Annotated in this window: 23 protein-coding genes; 9 read left to right on the top strand and 14 right to left on the bottom strand. The window is 68.7% G+C overall.

Features of this window, described 5'->3' with window-relative positions; all coding sequences use genetic code 11:
• Positions 1-11: 11 nt before the first annotated feature.
• The 3 genes from JOB34_RS01310 to JOB34_RS01300 all read right to left on the bottom strand — a co-directional run bounded on the left by JOB34_RS01310 (position 12) and on the right by JOB34_RS01300 (position 3,799).
• On the bottom strand, positions 12-1,484 hold the full coding sequence (locus JOB34_RS01310; protein ID WP_208051028.1) for a cytochrome ubiquinol oxidase subunit I: 1,473 nt from the start codon (positions 1,482-1,484) through the stop codon (positions 12-14).
• Positions 1,485-2,181: 697 nt separating this feature from the next.
• Positions 2,182-3,018, bottom strand: coding sequence for a toll/interleukin-1 receptor domain-containing protein (locus JOB34_RS01305; RefSeq protein WP_208051027.1), 837 nt, complete (start codon positions 3,016-3,018; stop codon positions 2,182-2,184).
• A gap of 85 nt (positions 3,019-3,103) precedes the next feature.
• Entirely contained in the window at positions 3,104-3,799 is a 696-nt protein-coding gene (locus JOB34_RS01300) for a DUF5343 domain-containing protein (RefSeq protein WP_208051026.1), read from the bottom strand.
• A 706-nt stretch (positions 3,800-4,505) separates the two neighbouring features.
• On the opposite strand from JOB34_RS01300, the gene JOB34_RS01295 reads away from it, so the two are divergent.
• The gene (locus tag JOB34_RS01295) at positions 4,506-5,333 is read left to right on the top strand and encodes a GIY-YIG nuclease family protein (protein WP_208051025.1); all 828 of its coding nucleotides are present in this window, start codon (positions 4,506-4,508) and stop codon (positions 5,331-5,333) included.
• 199 nt (positions 5,334-5,532) lie between these two features.
• Here JOB34_RS01295 and JOB34_RS01290 read toward each other — a convergent pair whose 3' ends face one another.
• Positions 5,533-6,153, bottom strand: a complete 621-nt coding sequence (locus JOB34_RS01290) for a class I SAM-dependent methyltransferase (protein WP_208051024.1) — start codon at positions 6,151-6,153, stop codon at positions 5,533-5,535.
• Positions 6,154-6,376: 223 nt separating this feature from the next.
• On the opposite strand from JOB34_RS01290, the gene JOB34_RS01285 reads away from it, so the two are divergent.
• Entirely contained in the window at positions 6,377-6,883 is a 507-nt protein-coding gene (locus tag JOB34_RS01285) for an OsmC family protein (protein WP_208051023.1), read from the top strand.
• A 30-nt stretch (positions 6,884-6,913) separates the two neighbouring features.
• Here the strand turns inward: JOB34_RS01285 and JOB34_RS01280 are convergent, their stop codons facing one another.
• A complete protein-coding gene (locus JOB34_RS01280; protein WP_208051022.1) occupies positions 6,914-7,756 on the bottom strand; it encodes an NmrA family NAD(P)-binding protein in 843 nt (280 codons plus the stop codon).
• A gap of 83 nt (positions 7,757-7,839) precedes the next feature.
• Between JOB34_RS01280 and JOB34_RS01275 the strand changes: the two genes are divergently transcribed.
• Together JOB34_RS01275 and JOB34_RS01270 are read left to right on the top strand one after the other, a co-directional pair.
• On the top strand, positions 7,840-8,547 hold the full coding sequence (locus JOB34_RS01275) for a TetR/AcrR family transcriptional regulator (RefSeq protein ID WP_208051021.1): 708 nt from the start codon (positions 7,840-7,842) through the stop codon (positions 8,545-8,547).
• A gap of 169 nt (positions 8,548-8,716) precedes the next feature.
• A complete protein-coding gene (locus JOB34_RS01270; RefSeq protein WP_208051020.1) occupies positions 8,717-9,499 on the top strand; it encodes a hypothetical protein in 783 nt (260 codons plus the stop codon).
• 49 nt (positions 9,500-9,548) lie between these two features.
• On the opposite strand, the gene JOB34_RS01265 is transcribed toward JOB34_RS01270, so the two are convergent.
• Together JOB34_RS01265 and JOB34_RS01260 are read right to left on the bottom strand one after the other, a co-directional pair.
• Positions 9,549-10,178, bottom strand: a complete 630-nt coding sequence (locus JOB34_RS01265) for a DUF998 domain-containing protein (RefSeq protein ID WP_208051019.1) — start codon at positions 10,176-10,178, stop codon at positions 9,549-9,551.
• A 76-nt stretch (positions 10,179-10,254) separates the two neighbouring features.
• Complete coding sequence (locus JOB34_RS01260) at positions 10,255-10,854, bottom strand: TetR family transcriptional regulator (RefSeq protein ID WP_208051018.1); 600 nt, start codon at positions 10,852-10,854, stop codon at positions 10,255-10,257.
• Between the two features lie 73 nt (positions 10,855-10,927).
• Here JOB34_RS01260 and JOB34_RS01255 point away from each other — a divergent pair, with 73 nt between their 5' ends.
• Entirely contained in the window at positions 10,928-12,529 is a 1,602-nt protein-coding gene (locus JOB34_RS01255) for an MFS transporter (RefSeq protein WP_208051017.1), read from the top strand.
• Here JOB34_RS01255 and JOB34_RS01250 read toward each other — a convergent pair.
• Positions 12,459-13,529, bottom strand: coding sequence for an oxidoreductase (locus tag JOB34_RS01250; RefSeq protein WP_208051016.1), 1,071 nt, complete (start codon positions 13,527-13,529; stop codon positions 12,459-12,461). The two genes, JOB34_RS01255 and JOB34_RS01250, sit on opposite strands and share 71 nt — an antisense overlap.
• A gap of 84 nt (positions 13,530-13,613) precedes the next feature.
• Between JOB34_RS01250 and JOB34_RS01245 the strand changes: the two genes are divergently transcribed.
• Genes JOB34_RS01245 through JOB34_RS01235 form a run of 3 tightly spaced genes read left to right on the top strand, consistent with a single transcriptional unit; the run spans position 13,614 to position 17,214 of the window.
• Positions 13,614-15,257, top strand: coding sequence for an ABC-F family ATP-binding cassette domain-containing protein (locus JOB34_RS01245; RefSeq protein WP_208051015.1), 1,644 nt, complete (start codon positions 13,614-13,616; stop codon positions 15,255-15,257).
• 45 nt (positions 15,258-15,302) lie between these two features.
• Positions 15,303-16,262, top strand: coding sequence for an FAD-dependent oxidoreductase (locus JOB34_RS01240; protein WP_208051014.1), 960 nt, complete (start codon positions 15,303-15,305; stop codon positions 16,260-16,262).
• A 46-nt stretch (positions 16,263-16,308) separates the two neighbouring features.
• Positions 16,309-17,214 carry a haloalkane dehalogenase gene (locus JOB34_RS01235; protein WP_243757451.1) on the top strand — a complete coding sequence of 302 codons (906 nt, stop codon included), beginning with the start codon at positions 16,309-16,311 and terminating at the stop codon, positions 17,212-17,214.
• A gap of 44 nt (positions 17,215-17,258) precedes the next feature.
• Here the strand turns inward: JOB34_RS01235 and JOB34_RS01230 are convergent, their stop codons facing one another.
• Positions 17,259-18,119 carry a formate/nitrite transporter family protein gene (locus JOB34_RS01230; protein ID WP_208051012.1) on the bottom strand — a complete coding sequence of 287 codons (861 nt, stop codon included), beginning with the start codon at positions 18,117-18,119 and terminating at the stop codon, positions 17,259-17,261.
• 112 nt (positions 18,120-18,231) lie between these two features.
• Between JOB34_RS01230 and uvrA the strand changes: the two genes are divergently transcribed.
• Positions 18,232-20,709, top strand: a complete 2,478-nt coding sequence (gene uvrA / locus JOB34_RS01225) for an excinuclease ABC subunit UvrA (RefSeq protein WP_347813680.1) — start codon at positions 18,232-18,234, stop codon at positions 20,707-20,709.
• A gap of 714 nt (positions 20,710-21,423) precedes the next feature.
• Here the strand turns inward: uvrA and JOB34_RS01220 are convergent.
• From JOB34_RS01220 to JOB34_RS01200, 5 genes are all read right to left on the bottom strand, one after another.
• A complete protein-coding gene (locus JOB34_RS01220) occupies positions 21,424-21,834 on the bottom strand; it encodes a VOC family protein (RefSeq protein ID WP_208051010.1) in 411 nt (136 codons plus the stop codon).
• 15 nt (positions 21,835-21,849) lie between these two features.
• Complete coding sequence (locus tag JOB34_RS01215) at positions 21,850-22,308, bottom strand: AraC family transcriptional regulator (protein ID WP_208051009.1); 459 nt, start codon at positions 22,306-22,308, stop codon at positions 21,850-21,852.
• Positions 22,309-22,547: 239 nt separating this feature from the next.
• The gene (locus JOB34_RS01210) at positions 22,548-23,270 is read right to left on the bottom strand and encodes an SGNH/GDSL hydrolase family protein (protein ID WP_208051008.1); all 723 of its coding nucleotides are present in this window, start codon (positions 23,268-23,270) and stop codon (positions 22,548-22,550) included.
• A 10-nt stretch (positions 23,271-23,280) separates the two neighbouring features.
• A complete protein-coding gene (locus tag JOB34_RS01205) occupies positions 23,281-23,499 on the bottom strand; it encodes a hypothetical protein (RefSeq protein WP_208051137.1) in 219 nt (72 codons plus the stop codon).
• A 125-nt stretch (positions 23,500-23,624) separates the two neighbouring features.
• Entirely contained in the window at positions 23,625-24,521 is an 897-nt protein-coding gene (locus JOB34_RS01200) for an undecaprenyl-diphosphate phosphatase (RefSeq protein ID WP_208051007.1), read from the bottom strand.
• Between the last annotated feature and the right edge of the window lie 39 nt (positions 24,522-24,560).

Genomic DNA, 24,560 nt, shown 5'->3' with positions numbered 1-24,560 from the left:
TTTCGTGGTGGTCAGTAGACGAACGACACGGGCGCGGGCGTGTCGTGCTCGTCGGTGGAGGCCGCGTCCGGGTCGAGCTCGGGCGGCGCGGGGTCGGCGCCTCGGCGGGTGTAGTCGAGGAAGAGGCGCACCTCGACGACGGCGAGGGCGGCGTAGAGGAGGGTGAAGACGACCATCGAGGTCAGCACCGTGCCCGCCCCGTTGCCGGAGACGCCTGTCTTGGTGCTCATCACGCCGTAGACCAGCCACGGCTGGCGCCCGGTCTCGGTGAAGATCCAGCCGAAGCTGTTGCCGAGGACCGGCAGCAGCGGCACGGCGATGCCCGCCCAGACCCACGGTTTCGCCAGGGCGGTGCGGCCCTTGCGGGTGACCCACAGGACGCCGAGCGCGACGATCGTGGACGTCATACCGACGCCGATCATGAGCCGGAAGGACCAGTAGGCGAGCGGGATGTTGGGGGTGTAGACCGAGTCGGCGGGCTGGCTGTACGTCGCGGGGACGCCCTCGGCGCGTGCCTGCTTCTGCAGCTGCGCGGGCAGGCTCGCCTTGAGGTCGTCGATCCCGTCGACCTTGCCCTCGAAGCTGCCGGTGGCGAGGAAGGACAGCACGCACGGCACCTTGACCGCGGCCTTCTGCGACTGCCCGTTGAGGGAGCCGATCGTGAAGAGGGAGAACGAGGCGCAGTGGTCCTGGGTGGTGTAGAGCGCTTCAGCGGCGGCCATCTTCATCGGCTGCACCTCGGTCATGATCTTGCCCTGGGTGTCGCCGGTGACGGCCACGCCCGCGCCGGCCAGCAGCGTGACAACCGCACCGATACGAGCGGCCTTGCGATACATGAGGGAGTCCTTCGTGCCGCGGTGCTTGTGCAGCAGCCACAGCCCGACGCCCATCACGACCCCGCCGCCGACGAGGTAGGCGCTCGCGACGACGTGCGGGAAGGTGACCAGCTGCACCTTGTTGGTCAAGACGGCGACGAAGTCGGTGAGCTCGGCGCGGCCGGTGGTGGGGTTGTACTTCCAGCCGACCGGGTGCTGCATGAAGGAGTTCGCAGCGAGGATGAAGTACGCGGACAGCAGGGTGCCGATGTGCACCAGCCACATGCACGCGGCGTGCGCCTTCTCCGGGATCCGGCCCCAGCCGAAGATCCAGACGCCGAGGAAGGTGGACTCCAAGAAGAACGCGAGCAGCGCCTCGAACGCCAGCGGTGCGCCGAAGATGTCACCGAAAAAACGGCTGTAGGCCGACCAGTTCATCCCGAACTGGAACTCCTGCACGATGCCGGTCACCAGCCCGAGCGCGAAGTTGATCAGCAGCAGCTTGCCGAAGAACTTCGCCAGCCGCAGCATCTGCGGGTTGCGCTTCCGCAGCCACTGGGTCTCGAAGCCGGCCACCATCGCCGACAGACCGATCGTGATCGGGACGAAGAGGAAGTGATAGACGGTCGTGATCGCGAACTGCCATCTCGCGAGGTCCAGGTTGCTCACGGGGGTGCCCTCTCGGCGTGCGGTCTGTGGTTGATTCCCACAGTACTACTCAACGTAGTACTACGCACACCGTTGTAGGTCTGTCGGGCCTAGTGGTTGAAACCCGGGTCCTGGAGCGCGCCGGGCGCACCGACGGTGCCGGGATGGCCGACCGCATCACTTGCGTTCAGCTGAAGGTGCTGCTACGCCGATCGCGGCCCCGCGTGGACCACCCGCGTTGGCTTCACCGCACCTGGCGGACCGCGTACGTCCACAGTCGGACGCTGGCGCGCCCGAGGCTCCCGCGCTCCCGAGCTCGACGCTGACTTCTACGACGTGGACAACGGGGAGGGCTTCTGGGTCTCAGGTCCGAAGCGTGACCGCACGACGGCCGTTACTCCGCGCAGCAGTCAACGGTCGGTGTCGTCCGCGATCAGTACAAAGCGTTCCTCGCCGGTGCGCCGCTGCCCGGCCAAGCATCCGGCCAAATTGCGGATAGAGCCTGGCCTCCCGCTGACGGGCGGGCGACTTCAGGCGCCGCATCGAAGGCGACACTCCGAGATGTCTTTTGCACTCGCGTAGTGCTACCTGTGGCCTTCCGCCCAGATAGGCGCGCGGTCAGAATTCACAACCCACCACCGGCGAACTCTTCTGACGCGCCGGGCCTCTGCGGGCCAGCCCGCGGGGGCGCGTGCCCGCTCAAGAGCCTCGTTGCAAGCTATCCATCAGCTGACCACTGCGAAAGAGCATCCAGCATCCCCTGTACGGCGGCCTGCTCCTGACGCAACGGACCGACGTCTTTGGAGGTGCGGACGGCTGCTTCGAGCCGCCGTTGGAGATTCTCGAGTCTGAGCTCCAGAAGGCGCTGCTGAGAATTATCTTTCCGCGCGCGAGTGCGCGACGATCGAAGGTAATCCACCGTTTTGGCTGGCAGAACAGGGATCTGGCCCATCTCAGGCTTCAGGTGGACAGGCTGACCAGTTAGGGTCCGAATCAAATCCTCGAATGAATCTGGGTCGCTTGGGTCGACGTTGAATCGCGATACGCGCTGGAGACCAGGAGGGATGTCCGCACCTTCAGCGCCTTGAAGCACCACTAGCTTTATCTTCCGCTGCCACGCCTGCTGATTCGCCGAGAACTCGCCGTGCATGACATCTGCCTCGGCCGCCGCACCTGCTCCCAAGGTTGGACTGTTCGTGCCGGTCCAGCGTTCGGACCAACCGCGGGAAACAACCACGATGACGTAGTCGCATTTCTCGACCGATGAAGGTCCGAATCGCGTCCAATCCACGTCATCGTCATTCAGGTGATAAAGGTCCACGTCCGCGTCAATGCCGAGCTGGCGCAACTGTGTCGTGAATTCAATGACCTGCCGCTGCCATTCGCCACTCTCCGTCGCATCCCAGTCCTCGTTGGCGTGTGCCCACGACACAAATACTTGGGGAGACGCCAAGCCATCGGATGGTCGAGTATCGGAAGCCCCCATGATGGCCTGCATTGCGGGCGCAATCACGTCCTCGCCTGGCGTGCGGGTATAAGACTGAGGCTCATCCATTCGCGGGTCGACAGAAGCAAGCGCTCGCGCCGATGTCTGAGCATTGGCCGCCCTGCGTGCCAGCTCTAACGCCAGCCAGCCGCGGCTATCCGCGCCCATAGAGGTGTTTGGCCATACTGGCGAACACTGCATCTATCTGGTTTGGCCCAGCATCGGCGGCGATGTGAACCTGCAGGTCGATGTGGACCGTCGGCAGTGCTGGTGCGTTCTGCTGCTCCGCGTCCGATCCACTCTCAGAAGACTTCTGCACGGTCGCGGCCCCTTCGGGAACAGCAGCTTTTGTCGTTTTGTCTGCGTCGGGGGGCGAAGTCTTCGTCGTCTTCCTAGCCGGTGCGCTTGTCTGATTCGCGCCCTCGGCTGGGTCAGCCCTGCCGAGCAGAGCAGCGAAGCGTGCCTGAACTCCGGCCGACGCCTGGCCTGCCCCCTGGCTCATGAACCACCTGGCGACGCCCTCTTGCTCCTCGTCCGCATCGGAGAAGGCCTCACGCAACTCCGCCGGATAGACCTTCTGGCCAATCTCGGCACATGCCTCTGCGTAGGTGTCGTCGTTACGCCACTTGTTGGCCAACGGGGTCGGTTTGCTGTCCGCGTCCACGAGACCAAGAAGACGTAATTGTGGAAGGTAGTTCCGTGCACTCTTTTCCGAAACCCCGAAAACCGATTGCAGGTAGTTCAGGCTAACCGTGCCCGGAAGGCTTCGCTGAAACCGTTTGCGCAGTTCCCACCAGACCGACGCTGAAAGGTAGGGGTATGAACGCTTTTCTGCCCCGTCGTCTGCCATGTCGCCCCTGTCTCACCGATCCCTCGGTGCATCTGCTGGTCGAACGCACCTTGTCCGCAGGACCGCCCGCTGTCCTTCGGTCAACACGGTCGTGTTCGCTACACCCGACGCTTTCCGCGACCCTCGCCACGGTCCAGTGCTGGCACGCGATTCCCTCCGACGTCCATCCCACCGCCCGCCGGGGCAGCTTCGCCCGCAGCGACGCCGCTGGCCTCGTGGTGTCACACGAGCCCGCACACGGTGCACCGCGGCCGGGTGCGCTCACCAGCGGAATCGTCACCCGCCACCCCAGCCGTCCGTAGCGACCGCCCGGCACACAAGCACCTCGCGACCGAGTTCCAGTGGTTGACCAACCCGACCTCATCAAGGCGCACAAACGCAGGTCAGGATCGAAAAGTGAATCGCCCCGGTGTGTCCGAAGGCTCTGATCGTTGAGGAAGCTGAGTCATGCCAGGGAACACGAAGCGGTATCTGGCCGAGTTGAAGTCTCGGGCGGTGCGGATGGTCCCGGAGCGACCACCTTCTGAGCTGAATCGGCGGCGATGCGACGTATCGCGCCGTTGCTGGGAGTCACGACTGCGGAATCCTGACGAGGCCGTGCCAGGAGTGCAACAGGGTCGTAACCGAAACGTCGCCTTGCCCGCGACGAGTGCGAGCGGGATCGCAGCTGCGCCTACTGCGATGTGATGTCGGGTACGGTCCGAGCATGGAGGCTATCCCGCTGACCAGCGTGCTGCCTGAGGGCTTTGACTCGAAGCTGCACAAGATCCACTTCGCTGTGTGGAACCAGATCAAACATCCGGTTGACGTTCTCGCGACCAACGACGAGGAATGGCATAAGTGGAACTCGTGGCGCAGCGTGCACGACGACTTCAATCGCAAGTTCATCTTCTCGATGGCCCAGGACAAGACGGACGCAACGCTCTGGCTTTTCGGTGGAATCTGGGAGGTGCTAGCACGCAGGCCCGAACCGCAGGCACATTCGTACACCGTTGCGCTCCGCGAGGACTTGATGGGGCCGTTCATCCGCCGCCTCTGGGTCCGCCACAGGAGGGTCGGTCGGAACAGTCGCCAGAAGATGGAGTCCGTGCTGCCCGCGATGACGGTCTCATCGATCCTCAAGGAGCCGTTCATCGGGGACCCGTTCCCAGGACACGACCGGATCAACCACAGCCTGGCGGATCTTCAAGCAGTCGTCAGTCAGGCTCGGGCCGACTGGCGGATCGCGTTGGAGAGCATGAAGGGGGTGTACGTCATCCACGACAAGGAGACTGGACAGCGGTACGTCGGGTCCGCGTACGGCGACACCGGCATCTGGCAACGCTGGGCGACATACGCCACCACGCTGCACGGTGGCAACGTCGGACTGAAGGAACTCCTTGAGCAGAAGGGCAGCGAGAACTACCGGGCGAACATGCGGTTCGCCCTTCTCGAATACTGGTCCATGCGCACCGATGACGAGCACGTCCTGGAGCGCGAGTCATATTGGAAAGACGTACTGCATGCTCGGTCATTGGGACTCAACAAGAATTGACTACCAAATCTGCAGCGATGCTAAAGATTTGCGATCGGACTTCATTCCAATTCTCGGACAGATCTGCGTCCTTCCGCCGCGGGACCGTCGGCCACAGTTGAGTGCACTGGGGCGGTTAGTCTGCTCTGAGATTAATGCACTTCGTGCCCGTGAGGTCGGTCAGATGCGCGTTGCGTCTGGAGGCCCTTCCGTGCCGGTGTCAGTCCTTCCGAGCCCACGCGCCGTACAACGGGTCGTGGCCCCATCGCGGCTTGGTCCGGAGCGCCGTCGAGACGGACCCGAAGCCCGCCTCCTCCAAGTACGCCCGGACGATCGCCACCCGCCCGTCCTCATCGGTGGCCAGCCACCCGCGGATCGCCTTGGTCGGGAAGCACCGGTTGCTGAAGGTAAGCACGACGACCCCGCCTGGGTGCAACACCCGCGCCGCTTCGCGCAGCACACCCACCGGGTGGATGAGGTAGTCGATCGAGACGCAGCAGACCACCGCGTCGAAGGACGCGTCCTCGAACGGCAACTGCGGGTCGACGTTGAGGTCCTGGACGACGACCTGGTCAGCCATCGGGTTCGCCTGCAGTTCTGTGCTGTTCATCCCCAGTGCGACCAGCCCGCCGGTCGGCTTCCTGGACAAATGGGACACCCAGGACGACATCAGGTCCAGGACTCTGCCGTCGGGCACCCCCAGCTGGTCGTACAGCTCGGAGACCGCTGCGATCGCGCCGTCATCGATGTGGGTGACCAGGCGCGGCGGACCGTAGAAGTCGGCGTCGTCGCCGTCGTCCTGCCGGTCGAAGAAGCCGGCGGGCCACTGATCGTCTGCCATCACTGCATCCTGCCCCCTGGGCGTGCGCGCCTCGACGTGGCCGGGTCGACCGACGCCCGGTCGTATCGCTCGGATGGTGGTGCAGGGCTCGCGCACCCAGCCGGCGCAGGTCCAGGCCTGCCCCCCGGCTGGTCACGATCGGACGCCTCCCACCCGCGCTCGCCGGAGGGCTTCGTGACCGGCGGTGCCAGCGGCGCTCCGCCCTCGCCGCCATGCTGGGCCCATGAATGCCGATGCTCTGCGAGAGCTCCAGTCGCCGCTGAAGAAGAAGTACCGGGATGATCCCGCCGCGGCAAAAACGCCACTGCACGCCGAGGGAGACTGGTCCGACGGGGGCATCACCGCGACGGTGAGCGGCTGGGCCGGTCCGGTGCGCGCCGGCCTGCACGAGGCGACTGGCGGCGACGGGTCGGACGCCTGCTCCGGCGACATGCTGCTGCAAGCGGTGCTCGCCTGCGCCGGGGTCACTCTGCGCAGCGTCGCGACCGTGCTCGGCATCGAGGTGCGGCGGGCCCGGCTCAGCGCGATCGCGAACTACGACGCGCGTGGCACCCTCGGCGTGTCCCGCGAGGCCCCGGTCGGTGTCCAGGGGTTGGTGATCACCGCCCGCCTCGACACCGACGCCGACGACGAGGCGCTGAAGAAGCTGGGAGAGATGGCCGAGCGCTACTGCGTCGTCGGACAGAGCCTCGCCGAGCCTCCGACGATCGTGGTCGAGCGAGCCGGTTGAGAAGACGGCGCGCCGGCCGGGCGACGCGCCTCAGGCAAGGGCGTCACGAGCAGTGCGGGGCTCGTGACCCAGGAGCTCGCGAAGCAGCGGGTCGGTGCCGACGAAATAGCCGTCGCGCGCTGCTTGGTAGAAGCCGAGCAGGAAGGTGGCCATCTGTGCGGGCCGTCCGGCTGCGGCCTGCGCGTCGACCCAGTCCTGCTCGTCCATCAACTCGAAACGGATGGCCCGACCCGACACCTCGGACGCCACCTCGGCCAGCTCGGCGAAGGTGGGCGCGTCGGTCGCGGTGATGGTGGTCGGCCCGTCGTACGCGCCGTCGGAGGCGAGGATGATCGCCGCTGCCTCCGCGGCGTCCTCCCGCGCCGTCCAGGAGACGGGTCCGTCACCCGGTACGGCGATAACCCCGGTCTCGCGCCACGGGCCGGCGAGCCACGCGAGGCTGTGGGCGTAGAACCCGTTGCGCAGCGACGTCCACGGGACCCCGGTCGCCGCCAGCATCTGCTCGGTGGCGAAGTGGTCTCGGCCCGGGAAGAACGGGTTGTCGCGCGCCGCGGCCTGGTGACTCGTGTAGAGGATCCGCCCCACGCCGGCAGCGACAGCGGCGTCGAGGGCGGCTCGGTGCAACGCGACACCGTCGGCCGTCGGATCGCTGGAGGAGACGAGGAGCAGTTGGTCGGCCCCCTCGAACGCGGCGGGCAGCGACGCCGGGTCGGCGTAGTCGGCGCGCCGGACCTCGATACCGCGGTTGGTGAAAGGCTGCGCCTTGGCGGTGTCGCGCATAGTGGCGACCACCTCGTTCGCGGGCATCCGTTCGAGCAGGTGGTCGAGGGTCGCGCCGTTGAGGGCTCCGGCCGCCCCGGTGATGATGATCATTGATATGCCTTCCGCGCTATCGATGGAAACATCGACGGTAGCAATGGAAGCAGCCGATAACAAGTCGCTGTTATCGTTGATCCGTGTCCGAGGTCGCCGCCACCAGAGCCAGCACCCGCACCGCCATCGTCGAAGCGGCCGCGGGGCTGCTGCACGAGGGCGGCCCCGCGGCGGTCACCACCCGGGGGGTCGCCGAGCAGGCCGGCGTCCAGGCTCCCACGATCTATCGGCTGTTCGGCGACAAGGACGGTCTCCTCGAGGCCGTCGTCGAACACGTCATGGCCACCTTCGTCTCTGCCAAGGCCACCGCCGTCGAAGAGGCCACGGCAGCCGACGTGGACCCGCTCGAGGACCTACGGACGAGCTGGCGCCAGCAGATCGACTTCGGGCTCGCGAACCCCGCCGTCTTCCGCCTCCTCAGCGACCCCGACCGGGTCATCGTTTCCCCGGCGGCGCAGGCGGGCAGGCACATCCTGGCCGCCCGCGTACGCCGACTGGCGACCACCGCGCGACTGCGCGTCACCGAGCAGCGCGCCGTCGGTCTCATCCAGGCGGCCGGGATCGGCACCATCCAGACGTTGCTCGCGACTCCGCCGGAAGAGCGGGATCCAGAACTCGCCGACGCCATGCTCGATGCCGTGCTGGCTCGCATCCTCACCGACGCATGCGCTGAGACCCCCAGCGGTCCGATCGCGACGGCGGTCGCGCTCCGGGCCTTCGCCCCGCAGCTCCACGAGCTCAGTGAATCCGAGCGTCAGCTGCTGATCGAATGGCTCGACCGCATCACCTGAACGGACGCCGACACCCTCGCGGCGGCATCCACGTCGCGGGCTGCGCCGCGGAAGCAGTGGCGACCCCGAAATCAGCTCAACGAAATCCATATCTTTCGTATGTCGGTGCCGACGGTATAAAACGATCTATCCGGCCCTGAAAGGGGGCTGTGCAAGAAAGGCAAGGACTATGAGTGCAGCATTGAAGCTGAGGGTCGCAGGCTCCCTCGCTGCTGCGGGAGCACTCGCGCTCTCCGGAGGATCCGCATCGGCCGCGTGCTGGCCGCACGGGCCGCAGTCGTACACCTGCACCGGCGGTTCGATCCCGTCGGGCACTTATTCGAAACTCAAGGTCGAGGGCGCGTGCAATGTGGTGCCCGACGCCAAGATCCGCGTCCTCGGCAACGTCCACGTCGCCGCCGGCGCGGAGTTCGACGCGCAGAGCGCGCCGTCGACGATCACCATTCGCGGGAACGTCGTCGGTGACGAGGGTTCGTTGGTCGGCCTGGGCTGTGAGCCCATGTCGTACACGGGCAATTCGGCGCACCCGTGCACCGTCGAGCCGGACGCCCACTCCACCATCACCGTCCGCGGCAACGTCCGGGCTACCGACGCCGCCGCCGTGCTGCTGAACGGCACCACGATCTTCGGTCACGTGACGCTCCGCGGCGGAGGTTCGCAGATCCCGTGGGCGATCAAGAACAACACCATCCGCGGCAATCTCACCGCGAGCGGGCAGAAGACCGACTGGCTTGGCGTGCTCTTCAACAAGGTGGGCGGCAGCGTGACGCTGACCGACATCGCGCTGAGCGACCCCGACCCGGGCGCCCCCGGCGTCTTCATCGTCCGCAACACCATCGGGTGGGATCTGCGCTGCAGCGGGCTGACCCCTGGAGTGTCCGGCGGGTTTGTCCCCGGCAGCGTCAACGTCGTCGGCCACAAGGCGACGGGTCAGTGCGCGTCCCTGGTCTGACTGGGCGTCGTACGTCGGCCAACAGGACGGCGCTCCCGGCGGACGGGCGCTAGCGACCGCGACGCGACAGCCGCGTCCACGCGAACGCCGCCGTGCCGAGCAGCACCGGCCAGAGCGCGAGACGTTCGAGGCCTCCGGAGACGGGACTGTCTCCGGAGGCCACGAACGCCACTGCCGCGGCTGCGGTGACGGCCCCCGTCGCCAGGAGTACGCGGGCGAGGCGCGGCTGCTCGTCGCGCAGCCGGACGCCCAGGACGATCAGGGCGATCGGCTGGGCTACGAAGAGCGGTGTCGCGGCGATCGCGTGCAGCGTGCCGTCCTGGTCCAGCGGCGCGAGGCCGGTGGCGACCGAGCTCAGCCCGGAGACCACCAGCAGGCCGGCTGCCCACGGCCCCAACGGGCGGAGTAGCAGCGCCGAGCCGCCGGCCAGCAGCACCCCGAACGTCATGAAGGAGCCGTTCATCACCCCGTGGCGCGGCGAGCAGTACGCCACCGAGCACCCGACCTCACCGAGCCGGCTGACCGAGTCGCCCAGGAAGCTGTACCCGCCCTTGGTCGCCGCCGCGACCACGAACTCCGTGCCGATGTACGCCGGCCGGACGAGGAGTGCCAACGCTCCCCAGCGCTCGAGCGCAGAACCGGTGACCAACGTGTCGTGCCGCTCCGAGCCTGCGTCCATCTGGTCACCGTAGGGCGTGCCGGATCCGGTCTCGTGCCCGGTGAGTCGGACGGCGCGTTCCGTCGTCGCGGCCGATCTACCGGGGGCGACCGCGGCGCTCCAGATGCGGCGCCAGCATGGGTGCCAGGGTGGCGACGATCTGTTCGCGGCTCATCGACGCCATCGGCTCGGCCCCCATCACGTAGCGGGAGAAGATCAGCCCGCCCATCACGGTGACCACGGCGGTCGCGTGCAGCGACGCGTCCGGCCCGCCGATGTGGTCGCGTAACCGACCGTGCACCTCCGTGCTGATGAAAGTGCCCAGCGTCCGCCGCAGGCCGGAGTCGTCGTCGGCGGAGCGCAGCACGGCGAGCAGCGGGCCGCTGAAGACCGGCTGATCCCACAGAGTGACGGCGGTCCCCACCAGCCGCTCGGCGACGTGGTCGGACCCGGCCGCGAAGACCTTGTCCATGACCTCGCCGGGGGTCATGGCGATCGCGAGCACATGTCCGAAGAGCGCTTCCTTGGTGCCGAAGTGGTAATTCACCAGGGAGTGGTCCACACCCGCATCTCGGGCAATCGCGCGGACCGAGACCGCGGCGTACCCGTCATGCTCGAACCGCGTACGAGCTGCGGCGATGATGCGTTCTCTGGCGTCGCTGCCGCCGCGTGGGCGTCCGGCGCGGTTATTCACCACGGATGACATCCTGCGCCGCCCGGTCGCAGAGTGCAACGCATCGCACGCACTCCCACATCGGGCAGGAACCCTCATGTCGCATCCAACCTCCACCACCTCCCACACGAGCACCAGAGCCACGCTGCCGGTCATCCTGCTGGCGCTGGCGACCGTCGTCTCGGCCGTGTCGTCGTTGCTGTCGGCGTTGCCCTCGATCGCCGTCGACACCCACGCGTCGCAGACGCAGCTGACCTGGATCGTCGACGCGTACGCGCTGGCGTTCGCCTCGCTGCTGCTGCCCGCGGGCGCGCTAGGCGACCGGTTCGGCCGCCGGCGCACGCTGATGGTCGGGCTGGCCATCTTCGCCGTGGCCGGCGCGGTCCCGCTGATTCAGGACGACACGTCGACCCTCATCGTCGTCCGCGCCGCGATGGGTGTGGCAGCGGCGCTCGTCATGCCCGCCACCCTCTCGACGATCACCTCGTCGTTCCCCCGCGAACGCCGTGAGGTGGCCGTGGCGACCTGGGCCGGTGTCGCAGCCGTGGGCGCCGTCCTCGGTTTGTTCATCGCCGGGTTCGTCCTGCGGTGGTGGCAGTGGCACTCCGTCTTCCTGGCGAGCGCCGTCATGGCGGTGGTGGCGTTGATCGGCGTCGTCGTCGCCGTCCCGGAGTCGGCTGCGCCCGACGAGGCGTCCAACGACCCGCTCGGCGCACTGCTGTCGGTGAGCGCTCTCGTGCTCTTCGTCTACGCGATCGTCGAGGCGCCCACGACGGGGTGGACCTCCGCGTCGACCCTCGCCATCATCGGCGCCTCGGTGCTGGTGGGCGTGCTCTTCCTCGCCTGGGAGGCCCGCGCATCGCGACCGCTGTTCGCGCTGCGCCACTTCCGCAACGTCGGCTTCTCCACCGGGTCGCTGTCCCTGGCGGCCATGTTCTTCGGGTTCTTCGGCTTCATCCTGCTCTTCCTGCAGTATCTGCAGCTGGTGCGCGGTGACAGCCCGCTGGAGGCGGCCTGCGCGATGCTGCCGCTGCCGCTCGGACTGATGCCGGCCGCCCGCGGGCTCGCCCCACGCCTGGACGGGCGCATCGGCCAGTGGCTGCAGAGCGCGCTGGGGCTCGGCACCATGGCGGTCGCGCTGGTGTGGCTGTCCCGCGCGGACGGCAGCACGTCGTACTGGGTCGTCGCGCTCGGGCTGTTCGTGCTGGGGATCGGCGGGGGGCTCGCCATGCCGGCGGCCACCACCGCGATCACGAAGGCTCTTCCGAAGGCGGAGCAGGGCGTGGCGTCCGCCGTCAACGACCTGTCGCGCGAGCTCGGCGGAGCGGTCGGGATCGCGGCGCTGTCCAGCGTGGCGACCTCGGTCTACCGCGACCACCTCGACCTGCGGGCGATCCCGCCGCAGCTGCGTCAGCTCGTGCTCGAGTCGGCGGCGGCAGGTACGCACGCGCCGGTGGCCGGGGTGCGGTCGGCCGCGCTGACGGCGTACACGACGGGACTGCAGCACGGTCTGCTCACCGCGGCCGGTCTGCTCGCCGCGGCGGCAGTCGTGCTGGCCGGGTCGGCCCTCCTGCGACCGGCCGGATCGCCGCGGCCGGCGGCGCCGGCCGATCAGGGGGAGGCGGCGGTCAGCGCTGCAGCACCGCTACCCGGCCCAGATCGCCGGACGCCCAGCATGCTCCGTCGTGAGCGCAGCTGACCGTGTCGAACTGGCCGGTGTCGAAGGTGTGCCAGTCGCGGCCCGCGTCGTACGACACGTCCGAGCCGGTCAGCCCGACCGAGATCACTGTGGCGAAGGTACGCGACACGAACGTGACACCGGAGCGGTATCCCGACGGCTGGTGGGCGGCGCCGATCCACGGCGAACCGAACAGGGAGTACGCCGCGACGTTGGTGTTCGCTGCCGGTGCGTTGAAGTCGCCGCCCACCGCGACGCCGAGGAACGGCGTACGGAACGCGAGGCCGAAGACGCCGCCGCTCGCGGAGCTGACGATCGGGGTGGACTGCGCCGACCACGTGAGGCCGCCGTCGCGGGAGTGGTAGATCCGCGAGACGGCGCCGCCGCCGGAGCCGAACCACGCGTCGCGGCCGAGGGTCGTGATGCACTCGCCGCTCGCGGCGAACCCGGCCTCGCCGGTCTGCGCCAGCGGCATCCCCGCGTTCGGCAGCACCTGCCAGGTGTGGCCGCCGTCGCGGGTGGACAGGATGCGGAAGCGTCCGTCGACCGGGTCGCTGAGCACCAGGCCGTGGCGCGGGTCGGAGAAGGACATGCAGTCGAAGAACGCGGCCGGGTCGGTGTTCGTGTAGGAGAGCTGCCAGCTGCGTCCGCCGTCCGAGGTCGCGTACAGCCGCGAGTCGGTGCCGGTGCCGGCCGCCATGGCGACCGCGTGGGTCGCGTCGGTGGCCGAGATGTCACGGAACTGCAGCGTGGAGGCGCCTGCCGGTGACCGGTTCTCCCAGGTGCGGCCGCCGTCCACGGTCCGCAGCACTGTGCCGTCGTACCCGCCCAGCCACGCTACCTGGCGGCTGACCGCAGCCAGGCCGCGGAAGTGGCTCGTGGACCCGGTGGGCACCAGACGCCACGAAAACCCTTGCGGTCGTTTTTGATCGACGGTTGCGTGCGCGGGGGACGCGACGACGAGTCCCAGCACGGCGAACACGGCGGACAGCATGACCAGGAGTCGAGCTCGCAGCACCATGTCGTCACGCTACTGCCGGTCGTATGGCGGAGGCCAGGGTTCGTGATCGTTAGAGGCCGGCCGGCGCGCAACTACGATCGCCGGGTGAGCGCGAGCCTGGTGACCAAGAATCTCGCCGGCGGGCACGCGCACCGCACCCTCTTCAGCGCCCTGGACCTGACCGTCGCGCCCGGTGACGTGGTCGGTGTGGTCGGTGCCAACGGCGCGGGCAAGACCACGCTGCTGCGGATCCTCGCCGGTGATCTGGAGCCGCTGGACGGCACGGTGTCCACCTCGACCAGCGACGCGTTCGTGGGGTGGCTCCCCCAGGAGCACGAACGAATCCCGGGCGAGACGCTGGGTCGGTTCGTGGCCCGGCGTACCGGCGCCGAGGAGGCGACGTCGGCCATGGAGCAGGCGGCGGCCGCCCTCGGTGCCGACCAGCCGCCGCGCGGGGCCGATGACGCGTACGCGGTGAGCTTCGATCGTTGGATGGCCAGCGGTGCGCCGGATCTGGACGACCGGCTTCCGGCGGTCCTGGCCGACCTCGGTCTCGACGTGGGCCCGGACGCTCTGATGACGTCACTCTCGGGTGGGCAGGCTGCCCGCGCGGCGTTGGCCTCACTGATGCTCAGCCGTTTCGACCTGGTGATGCTCGACGAGCCCACCAACGACCTGGACCTCGCCGGGCTGGACCGGCTCGAGGGGTTCGTCCGAGAGCTGCGCGCCGGCGTCGTGCTCGTCTCCCATGACCGAGAGTTCCTCTCCCGGGTGGTGACCCGGGTGGTCGAGCTCGACCTGGCTCAGCGTCAGGTCGCGGTCTACGACGGCGGGTACGACGCGTTCCTGGAGGAGCGGGCCATCGCACGGCGGCACGCCCGCGAGGCCTACGAGGAGTTCGCCGACAAGAAGGCAGACCTCGTGAGCCGCGCTCGCACCCAGCGGGAGTGGAGCTCCCAAGGCGTCCGCAACGCGATGAAGAAGTCGCCGGACAACGACAAGATCCGCCGCAAGGCGCAGTCGGAGTCCGCGGAGAAGCAGGGGCAGAAGGTCCGCCAGATGGAGTCGCGCATCGCGCGTCTGGAGGAGGTGGCGGAGCCGCGCAAGGAGTGGGCGCTGCAGTTCTCGATCGCCGGAGCGCCGCGGTCCAGCTCCGTGGTCGCAACGCTCGACGACGCCACCGCGACGCTCGGCGATTTCGCTCTCGGACCCGTCACTCTTCAGATCAGCGCGGGCGACCGGATCGGCGTCACCGGTCCCAACGGTGCGGGCAAGTCCACCCTGCTACGGCTGCTGCTCGGACGGCTCACTCCCACGACCGGTCGAGCGGGCCTCGGCGCCTCGGTCGCCGTGGGCGAGATCGACCAGGCCCGCACGGGACTGGCCGAGGACCTGTCTCTGGGCGACGCCTTCGAGGCCGCGATGCCTCAGATGAATCCCGCCGACATCCGCACGCTGCTCGCGAAGTTCGGTCTCAAGGCCGACCAGGTCACCAGCCTGGTCAGTCGGCTCTCACCCGGGGAGCGCACACGCGCCGCGATGGCGCTGCTGCAGGCACGCGGGGTCAACCTCCTGGTCCTGGACGAGCCCACCAACCACCTCGACCTGCCGGCCATCGAGCAGCTCGAGCAGGCTCTCGAGTCCTACGACGGAGCCCTGCTGCTCGTCTCGCACGACCGGCGACTGCTGGACAACGTCCGGCTCGACCACCGCTGGCAGGTTCGGGACGGCTCGGTCACGGCCCTGTAGCCGGGCTGACGCGCCGCGCGCCGACCGGCTGTGCAGGATGGACGCATGGATCCCGTGGTCGTCGTCGGTGGAGGCATCTCGGGGGTCGCGTGCGCGCGGGCGTTGACCGAGGGCGGTGTCGACGTGACGCTGCTCGACCAGGGCCGTCGCCTCGGCGGGCGGATGGCCGTGCGCACGGTCGACGGTCACGCGGTCGACACCGGCGCGTCGTACTTCACGGTGAGCGACGACCGGTTCGCCGCCGTCGTCGCCGAATGGCAGGCGCGCGGGCTCGCCCGCGAGTGGACCGACACCTTCGAGGTGTACGACGACGGCGAACGTGGCGACTCCAAGCAAGGGTCGATGCGCTGGGCGTCGCCGAGCGGGTTGCGTGCGCTCGTCGAGGACCTGGCGGCGGGTCTGCGCACGGAACAGAGCGCGGTGCAGGCCGTGACGCGGGACGAGCAGACCGGCGCGCTCGCGGTGGACGGGCGACCGGCCGGCACCGTGGTGCTGGCGATGCCCGACCCGCAGGCGCGGCGCCTGCTCGACCCGTCGGTGCCGTCGCGGACGCGGCTCACCGACGACTACGCCCCGACCCTGGCGCTGCTCGCCGGGTGGGAACGCCGTTCGTGGCACGAAGGATTCGACGGCGCCTTCGTCAACGGCGACCAGCACCTGACGTGGATCGCCGACGACGGCGCCCGCCGTGGCGACGGTGCCTCGGTGCTGGTCGCTCATGCGACCGAGGAACTGGCCAGGCAGCACCTCGCCGACCCGGACGCGGCCGGGCCGGCGATGCTCGACGCGCTCGCGGCCCTGCTCGACATTCGCGGCCGACCGATCTGGTCACGGGTGCAGCGCTGGTCGTTCGCGCACCCCGCGAGCACCCGCGAGGACGCCTTCCACCTCGGCGAGGACGGGATCGGCTTCTGCGGCGACTCGTGGTCGGACAAGCCGCGCGTCGAGGCGGCATGGCTGTCGGGGACGCATCTCGCCGACGCGATCCTCAACCGACGCCGGTGACGGTGCCGCGCCCGATGAACCGCGTCGTGCTGGGAGGGTGACGGGCATGGAGGTCTACCGCACCCCCGACGCCACCTTCGCGCAACTGCCGGACTTTCCATGGGACCCGGCGTACGCCCAGGTCGCGGATCCGGACGGCGGGACGATGCGGATGGCGTACGTCGACGTCGGACCCGTCGACGGACCGGTGGCTCTGCTGCTGCACGGCGAGCCGTCCTGGTCCTTCCTCTACCGCCAGGTGATTCGCGTGCTCGCGGACCACGGGATCCGATGTGTGGCGCCCGATCTGATCGGATTCGGGCGGTCGGACAAGCCGCTGCACACATCCGACTACTCCTACGCCCGGCTCGTCGAGTGGACCCGCGAGCTGGTGCTGGAGCACCTGCAGCTGCGCGAGATCACCCTGGTCGGCCAGGACTGGGGCGGACTGATCGGGCTGAGGCTGCTCGCCGAGCACCCCGACCGCTTCGTCCGCGTGGTCGCGGCCAACACCGGACTGCCGACCGGCGACGTCGACATGCCGGAGGTCTGGTGGCGATTCCGCCGCGCCGTGGAGAAGGCGCAGGTGCTCGACATCGGTCGGCTGGTCGACGGTGGGTGCGCGCGCCCGATGACCCCGCAGGTGCGCGCCGCGTACGACGCGCCGTTCCCGGACGAACGCGCCAAGGCGGGTCCGCGCGCAATGCCCGGCCTCGTGCCGACCCGACCCGACGACCCGGCCAGTGACGCGAATCGTGCCGCGTGGCTGATGCTCTCGACCTGCGAACTGCCCTTCCTGCTGCCGTTCAGTGACGCCGATCCGATCACCGCGGCGATGGCACCCATCCTGCGCCGGCACGTCCCGGGCGCCCGGGATCGGAGCCACCCCACGATCGAGCGCGCCGGTCACTTCCTGCAGGAGGACGCGGGTCCGGAACTGGGCCAGGTCATCGCGCAGTTCATGCAGCGCTGACACCGGCGCGAGTGCCCTCGTCGACCGTCGGATGCGGCCTCGACTCAGCCGGTCTGGCCCTCGTCGCGGCTCTCGGCGATGCGGTGCGACGTACGCAGCAGGCGCAGGCCGGTGACGAGCACCAGCCCGCCGACCAGGTTGCCGAACGCCGACCAGCCGAGAGCGCCCAGCCAGTCGAGGTAGCCGTAATCCGCTCGACCGGTCAGCAGCCCGGCGAACATCAGGATCGAGTCCAGCACGGAGTGGAAGAGCTGGGCTCCGACGAGCACGAACGACATCATCACCGCGGCCATCGCGCGGACGCCGAGGTTCTCCGTCGCGTGCTGCATCCGGGTCAGCAGCGTGATGACCGCTCCGGCGAGCACCGCAAGGAAGAACGAGCGGAAGGAGACGCCGAGGTGGGCGTAGTGGGAGCCCGCCTTGATTGCGGCGTCGTGCACGTCGGGCAGGGCCACCACGATCATCCCCGCCATGGCGAAACCGGCAACCAGGTTGGCGGCCAGCGTCACGACCCACAGCCGCACCAGTTGCGTGAGGGTGCCCACCTTGGCGACCACGGAGATGACCGGCACGAGGAAGTTCTCGGTGAACAGCTCGCTGCTGGCCAAGAGCAGCGCCACGAAGCCGATGGTGAACGCCAGCGAGGCCAGCAGGGGGTTGCCCGTCTTGGCCTCCACGACCAGGTAAATCAGCACCCCCACCCCGACGACGACACCGCCCAGGAAACCGGTCGACAGCAACGGGAGTAGCGGCCGGTCCAGCCGGTCGTGACCCTCGTCGACCAGTCGTTCATAGGCCTCCTCCAGCTCCGGCTCGTCACGCGAGCCCTTGGCCGAGGTGATGCTCCGGGAACCGCCGGAGTCTTCGTTCACGCGCGGCCGCGGCCGGCGTGATGGGTGCGTCATGACGCCACGCTATGTGCCGCGGGGGGAGCCCTGCTCGGGTCGGCGCCGAGCGTGGACGACGCAGCATTCGAGCGAATGCTGTGAGGAGCGCCGCGGGCGGTTAGATGGACACGTGCCCGATGACCCGATCGACCATTTCGTTCACGTCCGCGGAGCCAGCGAGCACAACCTCAAGCACATCGACGTCGACCTCCCGCGCGACGCGATGGTCGCCTTCACCGGAGTCTCCGGATCCGGCAAGTCCTCGCTCGCCTTCGGCACGCTCTACGCCGAGGCTCAGCGGCGCTACTTCGAGTCGGTGGCGCCGTACGCGCGCCGACTGCTGCAGCAGGTGGGCGCGCCGCACGTGCAGGAGATCACCGGGCTGCCCCCGGCAGTGGCCCTTCAGCAGCGACGCGGCGCCCCGAGCTCCCGCTCGACGGTCGGCACGCTGACCACGCTGTCGAACCTGTTGCGGATGCTCTACTCGCGCGCCGGCACCTACCCGCAGGGCGCGAAACGGCTGGGAGCGGAAGCGTTCTCGCCGAACACAGCGGCCGGCGCATGTCCGGTGTGCCACGGACTCGGCGAGGTGCACGACGTGGCTGAGGACCTGCTCGTGCCGGACCCGTCGCTCAGCATCCGTGACGGCGCGATCGCTGCGTGGCCGGGAGCCTGGCAGGGCAAGAACCTGCTGCGCATCACCAAGACCGTCGGCATCGACGTCAACGTCCCGTGGCGCGACCTCGCCCGCAAGGACCGCGACTGGCTGCTCTACACCGACGAGCAGCCGCGGGTGCTCATCGACCGCCGCGGCGAGGCCGACGACTCCACCGGCCGCGACTACTACGGCACCTTCTGGAGCGCGCGCAAGTACGTGCGACATACGCTGGCCGACACCAAGAGCCAGATGATGCGTGACAAGGCGATGCGCTTCGTCCGCAGTGACACCTGCACCGCGTGCGGTGGCACCGGTTTGCAGCCCGACTCGCTGGCGGTCACCATCCGCGGCCTGAACATCGCGGCGATGAACGCGCTCTCGTTCGTCGAGCTGACCGCGCTCCTGCGGCCGGTCGCCGAGCTGACGCACGCGGGCGCCGCGACGTCGTACGCCGACTCCGGGGAAGCGACCGAGGTGGCGGTGCGCCTCGCCGGCGACCTGGTGAGCCGGGTGCAGGTGCTGCTCGACCTCGGGCTGGGCTACCTGTCGCTGGGGCGCAGCTCCACGACGCTGTCGCCCGGCGAGGCGCAGCGGCTGCGCATCGCCACCCAACTGCGGTCGGGTCTCTTCGGGGTGGTCTACGTCCTCGACGAGCCGTCCGCGGGGCTGCACCCCGCAGACGCCGCGCCTCTGCTCGATGTGCTGGACCGGCTGAAGAGCTCGGGCAACTCCCTCTTCGTCGTCGAGCACGACCTGGACGTCGTACGCCGCGCCGACTGGATCATCGACATCGGCCCTGGGGCCGGCGAGCACGGGGGACAGGTGCTCTACTCCGGCCCGGTCGACGGCCTCGAGCAGGTCGAGGAGTCGGTCACCGGCGACTACCTCTTCGGTCGCGCGGAACCGCTCGAGCGCCCGGGTCGCACGCCGCACGGATGGCTGCACCTGCAGGGGATCACCCGGCACAACCTGTCCGACCTCAGCGTCGACGTGCCGCTGTGCGTGCTGACGGCCGTCACCGGCGTGTCCGGGTCGGGCAAGTCGACGCTGGTCACCCAGGTGCTGTCGGAGCTGGTGCGTCAGCACCTCGGGCAGGCGAGCGACGAGGAGGAGGAGACGGCGTTCGCGGTGGACGTCGACGATGCGACCGGGCTGGAGTCGTTCGACCGGCTCGTGCGGGTCGACCAACGCCCGATCGGGCGCACTCCGCGTTCGAACCTCGCGACGTACACAGGGCTCTTCGATGCGGTGCGCAAGCTGTACGCCGCCACTCCGGAGGCCCGCGAGCGCGGGTACGGCGTGGGCCGGTTCTCCTTCAACGTCGCCGAGGGACGGTGCGAGACCTGCCAGGGTGAGGGGTTCGTGTCCGTCGAGCTGCTCTTCCTGCCCGGCACGTACGCGCCGTGCCCCACCTGCCACGGCGCGCGCTACAACGCGGAGACCCTGGAGATCGAGTACCGCGGCACGAACATCGCCGACGTGCTGGCCCTGTCCGTCGAGGAGGCCGCCGACTTCCTGGCCGACGTGCCTTCGGCCGCTCGCAGCCTGACCACGCTGCGCGAGGTCGGGCTGGGCTACCTGCGACTGGGGCAGCCGGCGACCGAGCTCAGCGGTGGGGAGGCCCAGCGGATCAAGCTGGCGACCGAGTTGCAGCGCGCCCGCCGCGGGCACGCGCTCTACCTGCTCGACGAGCCCACTGCCGGGTTGCACCCCGCCGACATCGCGCTGCTGGTGCGGCAGCTGCACCGGCTCGTCGACGCCGGCAACACCGTGGTGCTGGTCGAGCACGACCTGGACACCATCGCCAGCGCGGACTGGGTGATCGACCTCGGGCCGGGCGGCGGCGACGCGGGTGGCCGCGTGGTGGCGACGGGCACGCCGGAGGCGGTCGCCGCAGCCACCGGCAGTGCGACGGCGCCGTACCTGCGCGCCTGCCTGACCGGCTCCTGACCATCGCGGGGAGTCGCCGGGAGGTCGCCTTGATCACGGGACGGTTCGACAACGTGCTCGGCAAGGGTCAAGGGCTAGGACGATCGGACACGGATCCACACGTCTGCCGAACCGCTCGTCCTTTGTGCGTGCAGGTGCCAGCAGCCGGCCTTGGTGAAAAGATAACCGGAGCCCCACTCGCCACCTGGCCGGTTGTAATTACTACCACTGTGAATATCTGGTCCCCATTGGAGCGCGACTGGATTTCCTTGGGGGTCAGCGATGGAAAGTTTGAGTGGCCCACTTCCGGTCATGCGCCAGACAATCTTGACCTGTTCAGCAGTTCTGATGGGCAGAGGTTTAGTCGTCATGATGAGGCCATACAGTGTCGCGCCCCGACCGGTGCCTTGAATCTCGGGTCCAGCAGTGACCGGGGACGCGGGGGCGCATCCGGCCGCCCCGAGCCGCTTTCCTGTGTTCGTCGCTTCTTCGTGTGAGGTCACCACGGGCGATTGGCTGGAGCGCACCGTCTGCGTGGTTCTCAGCGATGAATGACCACCGGCGGTACAGCCTGCCACGACAAGTGCGGCAGCGCTGGTGACTACCGCTAGTCGGAGATGAGCCCGCCGGCGCATAGGGTCATTATGATCGCGAACGGCGGTCTGGGCAACGCTCATAACGCGAATGCCGGGGCCGGCGTCGATGCCCGTGCGCACAGGACCTGGCATGGTCGGGCTACTGCTGGGCGAGTTGAATCAGGACCATCCAATTACCCGAGTTGTCACGACAAACAGCTTCAACGCCGTAGGAGCGTGCCGTCGGGGGTTGGACGAACTCAACGCCCTTGGACGTGAGATCTTCGTAGGTCCTCTGACAGTCGTCCACATTGAACCCGAGGCCGCTCATTCCCCCGGCGAGTTGGGCTCTTTTCATTTCCTGGATGAGTTCAGGGGTTAGTGGTGGCCCCGGTATGGTCAGGCTGACCAGCAATTCGGGCTGATTCGGGTGGGCAACAGTGCACCAACGATATCCGGGTGCCAAGGTGACGTCGTCCCGCGGTAGAAAGCCGAGGACTTCTGTATAGAACTGTCTGGCCTCGTCCTGGTCTATGACGAAAACGTTCACGATGCTGATGTTGGTGATCACGAGCCAAGGCTATGGTCACACGTCGACGTGGGGCTTCTCGCCGATTGCGGAGTTGAGGCCGGTGTGGTCGGTCAGACCCCACATCAACACGACGCAACCAGGAATTCTGTGTGCTTCGCGATGTGCGTGGCGGGCTTGAAACTGTCGCGGTGTCTCACCGACCAGTGCCCGGAACCGGCTGCTGAAGGATCCCAGAGAGGAGAACCCGACTTCATGGCATACCTCAGTGACCGTCAGACCGGTGCAGCGCAGCAGGTCTTGGGCGCGTTCGATCCGCCGAGTGGACAGGTACGCCCCTGGAGTCAACCCGTAGGTCGCTGCGAAGAGGCGTATGAAGTGAAACTTGGACAGCCCGGCCGCGGAGGCGAGGTCGGCGAGATCGAGGTTGCTTGCGTACGACTGGTCGGCGAGGTCGCGGGCCCGACGCAAATGCTGCAATACGTCCGCGCGCGCGGACGTGGACGCCTCACTCACGACAACTCGACATGCTGCTCGTACCTCCGGCTCGTCAAGAACGCTGCGAGGGCACGGAGATCGGGGCCGCCTGCCACCATCTCGCGCAGTTCGCCAGCTTCCTCAGAGGCCACCCTGTCACCTTCTTCCACCAACGCGTGATTGAAGCGGAAGCATGGCGGTCGAGCGCGCGGTGCCGATGTGCGCCAGCGGTCCTCGAGGGTTCAGCGGCAGCGACGGTAGCGCGCTCAGTGCGTCTGCTACCCATCGGTGAGGCGGTCGAGCACCTGGCGGACGGTCGGCTCGAACGCCGCCGCGATCGCGGCGTACCCAGCGTCGTTGGGGTGGAAGTAGTCCGCCGCGAGCCGCCCGCGCCAGGACGAGGGCCCGGTGACGCGCAGGTCGACCATCACGATCCGACCGGAGGAGTCGGCCGCCTCGACGAAGACGTTCGCGGCGCGCGCGGGCCCGCTCGGCTGGGGGAGGGTGGCGACCAGGGATCTCGCCGGCACGCTCTCGACCAACCTGGAGTACGCACCGGGGAGGGCCGCGCGCCGCATCCGCCCTCCGAAGAGATCGTTCGAACCCACCATCACCGTGACGAGGTCGTCGTCCCGTACGCCGAGCCGTTCCAGTGCCGGGAGCTGCTGCTCGAGGACGTCGGTCACGCAGGCCCCGGTCGCCGAGAGGTTGATGATCTGCAGGTCGTGGCCGTCGGCGGCGAGGCGGCCCGCGAGCTGTCCGACCCACCCGGCGTCGTACGCCGAGGCGCCGATGCCCTGCGACATCGAGTCGCCCAGCACGATCCAGCGGCGGCCCGGTCGGTCGATCGTCTCGACGTTCCGGGCATGCCAGGCGTCCGCGTACGGGGTCGCCTGGCGCCACACCCGCCGTACGCCGGGCACGAGGGCGCTCATCGTGCGCACGACCCGCCCGGGCCCGCGCCCGGTGCGGTTGTCGTAGCCGAGACCCGGGTGTGCCACCCGCGTGGCTCTAGAGCTTGGTCATCTTGCGGAACGGCGTCTCGATACGGCGCGTCGAGCTGCCGAAGTCGACCGTCAGGCCGCTCTTGTCGACGCCGACGACGCGGCCCACGCCATAGGTGTCGTGGCAGACCCGGTCGGCGAGCGCGAAGTCCTCGACGTCCGGCTCGACGTGAGCCGCGAAGGGGCTGTTGGCGTGACGCGGCCGGTTGTTTCCAGAGGAAGCCATACCCCTAGTGTGACCGCCCAAAGGGGTGGTGCGCGCCAGCGTGGGGTGGTCTTCGACCGCAGGCGGGCTGTCGAGCCGCGAATCGCCGACCCCGTACGGCCCGTTCGCTGGCCCGAAAATCGTCGTCAGGCGAAGCGGATGATGCTGACGATCCCGGCGATCAGGCAGTAGATCACGAACGGGTAGAGCGTGCGGGTGCGCAGGAAACGGGTGAGCCAGCGGGCGGCGGCGTACGCCGCGACGAAGGCGACCACGAAGCCCACGATCACCTGGCCGCGGATGCCGTCGCCCTCGGGTCCGAACAGCTCCGGCACCTTCAGCACGCCGGCGGCCAGAATGACCGGGGTCGCGAGCAGGAACGCGAAGTGCACCGCTCGCTCGTGGCTCCAGCCGCGCAGCAGGCCCGCGGAGATCGTCACGCCGGAGCGGGAGATGCCGGGCAGGAGTGCGAGCGCCTGGCTGGTGCCGATCGCGATCGCCTCGCCGAAACCGGTGCCCGAGAAGTCGAGTTCCGCGCCGCCGGCGTCGGCGGCGTGAGCGCGGACCGGCGTACGCCGCGCACGGCGGGTCAGCAGCTCCACGGCGAGCAGCACCAGGCCGTTCAGCGTCAGGAAGATCGCGGCGGCCAGCGGGTGGGAGAACAGGTGCCGCAGCGGCTTGTCCAGGACCAGTCCGATGATGCCGATCGGGATGGTGGCGGCGACCAGGAGGACCAACAGACGCGAGCGCGGCGTACGCATCCGGCGGTCGCGCGCCAGGTCACCGACACCACCGAGCACCTGCAGCCAGTCCCGCCACTGGAAGGCGATCAGGGCGAACGCCGTCGCCACGTGCAGCGCGACGATGAAGGCCAGGAACGGCGTCGCGCTCTTGGATCCCTGCTGCGTCACCAGGTCCGACCAGGAGCCGCCGATCCACGCGGGGACCAGCAGGGAGTGCCCGAGGCTCGAGACCGGGAACAGCTCGGTGACGCCTTGCAGCAGGCCCATGACGACGGCCTGCAGGTAGCTGAGGTGATTCACGGCTCGACTCTCATCGGTTTCGTTGGTTTCTCCGGTGTG

The organism is Allobranchiibius sp. GilTou38, assembly GCF_017565325.1.
Lineage (GTDB): Bacteria > Actinomycetota > Actinomycetes > Actinomycetales > Dermatophilaceae > Allobranchiibius > Allobranchiibius huperziae.
The sequence above is the reverse complement of the archived record's forward strand: the minus strand, read 5'-3'. Positions and strand labels throughout refer to the sequence as shown.